The sequence below is a fragment of the Amycolatopsis sp. NPDC004772 genome (assembly GCF_053601215.1).
Window position 1 is genome coordinate 107,578 of the sequence record NZ_JBSGBK010000020.1, and the last position, 6,268, is coordinate 113,845.

A 6,268-nucleotide genomic window follows, 5' to 3' on the forward strand; every position below is an offset into this window, starting at 1 on the left:
GAGGTTGTCGTTCAGGCCCGGCGCCGTCGGGCGGCCGCGGCTTTGATGCCGGAGCGGCGCAGCTGTCCCTGCGCCTGGGTGTCGGGTGCGGGTTCGGGGGTCTCCGGGCCGCCGGCGGCGATCTTCGCGAGCGCGGCGACGGTCGGGGCCTCGTGGATGATGTGCGGCGGCAGTTCCGCGTCCGGGAACGCGGTGCGCAGCCCCGCCAGCAGCGAGATGCCGAGCAGGGACGTGCCGCCGAGTTCGAAGAAGTTGTCGGACGCGCCGACGCGGTCCAGCCGCAGTGCCTCGCACCACGCCTCGGCCACCGCGCGCTCGGCGTCACCCTCGGGCTCCTGGAACGGCGTGACGAGCTCCGGCCGCGGGTGGCGGTCGGCCGTCGAGCCGCCGTGGGCGGCCGAGGTGACGGCGTCGACGCTGAACCGCGCCGCCACGGCGGTCACCGCGTCGAGGTCCTGGGTGGACACGACGACGTGCGGTTCGCCCGAGGCCAGGGCCCGCAGCAGCGTGCGCCAGCCCTGCTCGAAGTCGATGCCGAACTTGGCGCGGTGCTCGCGGAAGTAGGTCTGGATGTCTTCCTCGTACCCGGAAAGCCCTTCGTCCCAGGCGTTCCAGGTCCACTCGCCCCACGAGATCGACACCGTCCGGCCGCCGTGGGCGGCGGCGTAGGCGTCGAGCCAGGCGTTGCCGGCGCAGTAGTCGACCTGGCCGGGGCCACCGCCGGTGACCGAGGTGATGGAGGAGAACAGCGCGACGAAGTCGAGGTCCAGGCCGTCGGTGGCCGCGCTGAGGGCCCGGGAGCCGGGCAGCTTCGGCGCGAGGACCTGATCGGCGTCACCCGGCTGCTTGAACTGCATCAGCCCGGTGCCCGGCACGCCCGCGGTGTGCAGGATGCCGTGCAGCGCCCCGAACCGCTCGATGGCCACGGCGACCGCGCGCCGGACGTCGGCCTCCTCGGCGACATCGCCTTCGACGACCACCACTTCACCGCCGAGCGCCTCGATTTCGCGGACGCGATCGACGCGGTCGCGGATGGTGCCGGGCACTTCGTCGGTGCCGTCGGCGATCCCGGCCCAGCGTTCGCGCGGCGGCAGGCCGCGGCGGCCGAACAGGACGAGTTTGGCGTGGCTGTCGCGGGCCAGCCGCTCGGCCATCGCCAGCCCGATCCCGCCGAGCCCGCCGGTGATCAGGTACACGCCCTGCTCGCGCAGCACGTCCTTCGCCTGCTCGATCGGTTGCGGCGCCAGGGTTTCGTAGCCGGGCAGCCAGCGCCGCGAGCCGCGCAGCGCGACCGTGCGGCCCGGCGCCGGGCGGTGCAGCTCGGCGACCACGGCGGCGGCACCGGCAGCGGCGTCGACGTCGATCAGTCGCGTCTGGACACCGGGGTACTCCATCGGGATCACCAGGTTCGGCCCGGTGAGGGTGGCCGCGTCGGGCCGGAGCTCGCCGTCGTGCAGGACCCGCTGGGTGCCGGTGGCGGCCAGGTCCAGGGTCCAGCCGCCGAGGCCCAGCTCGCCGGCCGCGCGGGCCAGCGCCACGAGGGTGTGCAGGCCGAGCAGCAGGGAGTCGCCGTCGAGGTTCCACAGGTGGACGACCCGGTCCAGGCGGGTGCCGCCGCGCTTGAGGTCGCGCAGCAGCTGCAGCAGGTCGTCGACGTCGCCGGGGCGGACGGTGGCGTCCGGGCCCGGCCGGTACCCCGCGCCCGGCCGGACCACGGTCACCGGGTCGCCGGTGCGGCGGATCCCGTCGAGGACGTCCTCGGCGAGGCCGGGGCGGGCGAACACCAGCCAGGACGCGGGCTGCGGCGCGACGGGCGCGGCCGAGGTCTGGCGCCAGGTGGGCAGGTTGATCCACTGCTCCTCGGGCAGCAGCGGGATCCGGTCGAACTCCTCCAGAGGACCCTCGGCGGGCGTCTCCACCCGGGCCGTCCCGGTGGCCGGCTTCGCCTCGATCCAGTAGCGCTGGCGCTGGAAGGGGTAGGTCGGCAGCGGCACGCGGCCCGGGGCGGTGCCGCGGTAGACCGGCGTCGCCGGGCCGCGGCCGTGGTAGGCCGACCAGTCGAGGTGCGCGCCGAGCAGCCACAGCCGGGCCAGGCCGTCGGTGAGCACCTCGTCGGCCGGGCGCGGGTCGTCCGCGGCGGGAAGCGTGGCGGTGATCAGCGGCCAGCGGCTTGCCGGGCTGAGTCCGCGCAGCAGGGCGCCGAGGGACGGCCCGGGGCCGATCTCGACGACGGCCACGTGCTCGTCGGCCAGCAGCTCGGTTGCCGCGTCGGCGAACCGGACGGTCTCGCACATGTGCCGCGCCCAGTAGCCGGGGTCGGTGACCAGCTCGGCGGTCGCGTGCTGCCCGGTGACGTTGGACAGATAAGGCAGCTCGGGTGCAGTGAGCGTGACGTTCGCGGCGATCCACGCGGTCAGCTCGGCCGCGGCCGGCGTCAGCATCCGCGAGTGGAACGCGTGACTGGTGCGCAGCGGGCGGCACGGGACGTCCGCGGCCCGCAGGTCCTGCGCGAGCCGCTCGACCGCCGCGCTCTCCCCGGCGACCACGACCAGCTCGGGGCCGTTCACCGCGGCGAGGTCGAGGCCTGCGAGGTCGAACCGGGCTTGCAGTTCGGTGCCCGACAGCGGCACGGCGGCCATCGACCCGCCCGGGAGCGCGGCGATCAACTCCGCGCGCTTGGCGACCAGCGCCAGGGCGTCTTCGAGCGAGAGCACCCCGGCCAGGCAGGCGGCGACGTACTCGCCGAGGCTGTAGCCGAGCATCGCGGCGGGCCGCAGTCCCCAGTCCATGAGCGTCCGGGCCAGGGCGTAGTCGACCGCGAACATGAGCGGCTGGGCCAGTTCGGTCTGCTGGAGCCGTGCGGCGCGCGGGTCTTCGTCGCCGCCCCGGCCGAGCAGCGCGGCCAGGCTCGGGCCGCCGCCCCGCTCGCCGGTGACGAGGTCACCGTCGAGGTGCACGAGGCAGTCGTCGAGGTGGGCGCGGAACACCGGCTCGCGCCGGTACAGCTCGCCCACCAGACCCGGGTACTGCTCGCCGACGCCGGCGAAGAGGAACGCCACCGGCCGGTCCTGCACCGGCTCGACCCGGGTCGCGGGCGCGGCCAGCGCGGTGACCGCACTGTCCACATCGGACGCCACGGCCGCACGCCGGTGTTCGAACGTCTTGCGGCCTTCCTGGAGCGTGAAGGCGACGTCGGCGAGCCGGGCGTCCGGGGTGCCGGCGAGGTGCTCGCCGAGCCGGCGGGCCGCCGTGTCGGCCGCGTCGGCGGTGCGGGCCGAGACCGGCAGCACCTGGTAGCGGCGTTCGGTGTCCGGGTCGCCCGGAGGCGGGGCGGGCCGGTCGGGCGGCTGTTCGACGACGACGTGCACGTTGGTGCCTCCCATGCCCAGCGAGTTGAGCCCGGCGATCCGGGGACGGCCGCCGCCGGTGTTCCACGGCGCGAGCTCGGCGGCCACCCGGAACGGGCTGTGCTCGAAGTCGATTTCGGGGTTCGGCGCGGTGTAGTGGAGCGTCGGCGGGATCAGGCCCTCGCGGACGACCAGCGACGCCTTGATCAGCCCGGCCGTGCCCGCGGCCCGGTCGAGGTGCCCGACGTTCGGCTTCACCGAGCCGAGGGCGCAGTACTGCTTCTCGGCGGTGTCCCCGAACGCCCGGGTCAGCGCGGCGACCTCGATCGGGTCGCCCAGCTCGGTCGCGGTGCCGTGGGCCTCGACGTACCCGACGTCCTCGGCGGCGACCCGCGCGTCGGCCATGGCGTCGGCGATCACCCGCGACTGCCCGCCCACGCTGGGAGCGGTGTAGCCGACCTTGAGGGCGCCGTCGTTGTTCATCGCCGAGCCGCGGATCACCGACCAGATGTGGTCGCCGTCGCGCAGGGCCGCGCCGAGCTTCTTGAGCACGACGACGGTGGCGCCGTCGCCGAACATGCTGCCGTGCGCCTGGGCGTCGAAGGTGCGGACGTGCCCGTCCGGCGACTCCTGGCCGCCGGGGGAGTGCAGGTGCCCGATCCGGTCGGGCACGCGCACCGAGACGCCGCCCGCGAGGGCCATCTCGCAGTCGCCGGCCCGCAGGCTGCGCATCGCCGTGTGCACCGCGACCAGCGACGTCGAGCAGAACGTCTGGACCGCCATGCTCGGGCCGCGCAGGTCGAACAGGTAGGACACGGTGGTGGTGAGCGCGTCCTTGTCGTTGCCCATCACCAGCTCGTAGATGCTGGCGTCGGCGTCGGAGGTGAACTGGCCGGCGATGCCGAGCAGGTACGTCGAGAGGTTGCAGCCGCCGAAGACGCCCACCCGGCCGCGTTCGCCGGGCCGCGCGTACCCGGCCTGTTCGAGGGCTTCCCAGCAGACCTCGAGGAAGAGGCGCTGCTGGGGGTCGGTCAGGGCGGCCATGCGCGGGCTGAGGCCGAAGAAGGCGGCGTCGAACCCGGTGACGTCGTCGAGCACCGGCCGCGCCGGCACGTAGGCCGGGTCGCGGACCTGCGCCGGGTCGACCCCGGCGGCGATGAGCTCGTCGGGGCTGAAGAAGGTGATCGACTCGACACCGTCGCAGAGGTTGCGCCAGAACTCGTCGATCGTGCCCGCGCCGGGGAACCGGCCGGCCATGCCGACGATGGCGATGTGCCGGTCGAGCTCGTCGTCGTCGGGATCGGCTTCCCGGACCGGCGAGGCGGTGACCGCTGCCGGTGCCTGGTCGTCGAGGGTGGCGGCGAGGGCCTGGACGGTGGGCAGTTCGAAGAGCGTGACGGTGGGGATGGCGACGCCGAAGCGCTCCTTGACCAGAGCGAGCATCTGCAGGGCGAGCAGTGAGTTGCCGTTGAGGTCGAAGAAGTTGTCCCGGGTGCCGACCGGCTCGACGCCGAGCACGGCCGACCAGACTTCGGCGAGCCCGCGTTCGGTGGCGGTCATCGGCGGGGTGTAGGGCTGGGGCAGGTCGGGCCGCGGGAACCGGTCGGCGGCGATGGCCCGGGCCGGTTTCGCCGCGCCGGGGAGCCGCTCGTCGAGCCCGCCGGCGGCGACGATGACGGCCGGCCCGGCGTGCGCGGTGAGCCGGTCGAACGCGGTCAGCGCCTGGGCGCGGGTCATGGCGTGCTTGGCCATGGACGCGCCGAGCCGGGCGTCCAGGCGTTCCAGGGTGCCGGGCCAGGTGTCCCAGGCGGCGGCGACCCAGCCGGGCCGGCCGTGGGCCTCGGCGAGCAGCGCGGCGTTGGCGGCGGCGTAGCTGCCGAAGGTGACGCCGCCGAGCAGGGCCGAGGTGGAGGAGAAGAGGAGCGTCCACTCGGGACGGTCCGCTTCCGGCAGCGCGTCGAGGGCCGCGGCCAGCACCCGGGCCCCGCCGACCTTGGCGGCGAAGTGCCGGGCGATCACCGGTTCGTCCAGTTCGGACAGAGGACGGAACCCGGCGGGATCGGAGTCCGCGGCGGCGTGGACGATCCCGTCGAACTTCTCGGTGAGCAGGCTTTCGAGCGCGGCCGGATCGCTGACGTCCACGCTCGGGGTGTGGACCTCGGCGCCGAGGGCCCGCAGCCGGGCTACGGCGGCGTCGGTGCCGCCGCTGCGGCTGGCGAGAACCAGGCGGCGCGCGCCACGGGTGGCGAGGTGCTCGGCGACGGTGAGCCCGACCCCGCCGAGGCCGCCGGTGATGAGGTAGCTGCCGCCGTCCCGGATGGCGGGTGCCGCGACGGGTTCGGCGGGCCGGTAGCCGGGAACGAGCCGCTGGTCGCCCCGGTAGGCGACGAGGGGAGCGCCGGGCGCCCGCAGTTCGGCGGCGAGCACGGCGGCGGCTTCGGCGGGGGTGTGGGCCGCGTCGAGGTCGACGGTCCCGGCATCGAGGTTGAGGTACTCCTGGTTGGCGACGACCGGCAGGACGGCCACGGCCGCCTGCGCGGGCCGCACCCGGCCGGAGCCGGCTTCGGCGGTGTGTCCGGCGGCGGCTGGCGGCGCGGCCGCGGTGGCTTGAGCCGGGCTCGGTCCGCCGGCGTGTCCGGCGCCGGCTGGCGGCGCGGCCGCGGTGGCTTGAGCCGGGTTCGGCCGGGCGGTTTCGGCGGCGTGTCCGGCGCCGGCTGGCGGCGTGGCCGCGGTGGCTTGTGCGGGGTTCGGCCCGCCGGTGTGTCCGGCGGCGGCTGGCGGCGTGGCCGCGGTGGCTTGTGCGGGGTTCGGCCCGCCGGTGTGTCCGGCGCTGGCTGGCGGCGTGGCCGCGGTGGCTTGTGCGGGGTTCGGCCCGCCGCTGTAAACCCCTCAATCTATCGATATCCGAATATCACAAGTAA

General features: G+C 75.1%; 1 protein-coding gene. It reads right to left on the bottom strand.

The window, feature by feature from the left end; translation table 11 throughout:
• Window positions 1-11 precede the first annotated feature (11 nt).
• Window positions 12-5,873: an SDR family NAD(P)-dependent oxidoreductase gene (locus ACWEF6_RS15285; RefSeq protein ID WP_449683488.1), complete on the bottom strand. Its 5,862-nt coding sequence runs from the start codon at window positions 5,871-5,873 to the stop codon at window positions 12-14.
• Window positions 5,874-6,268 lie beyond the last annotated feature (395 nt).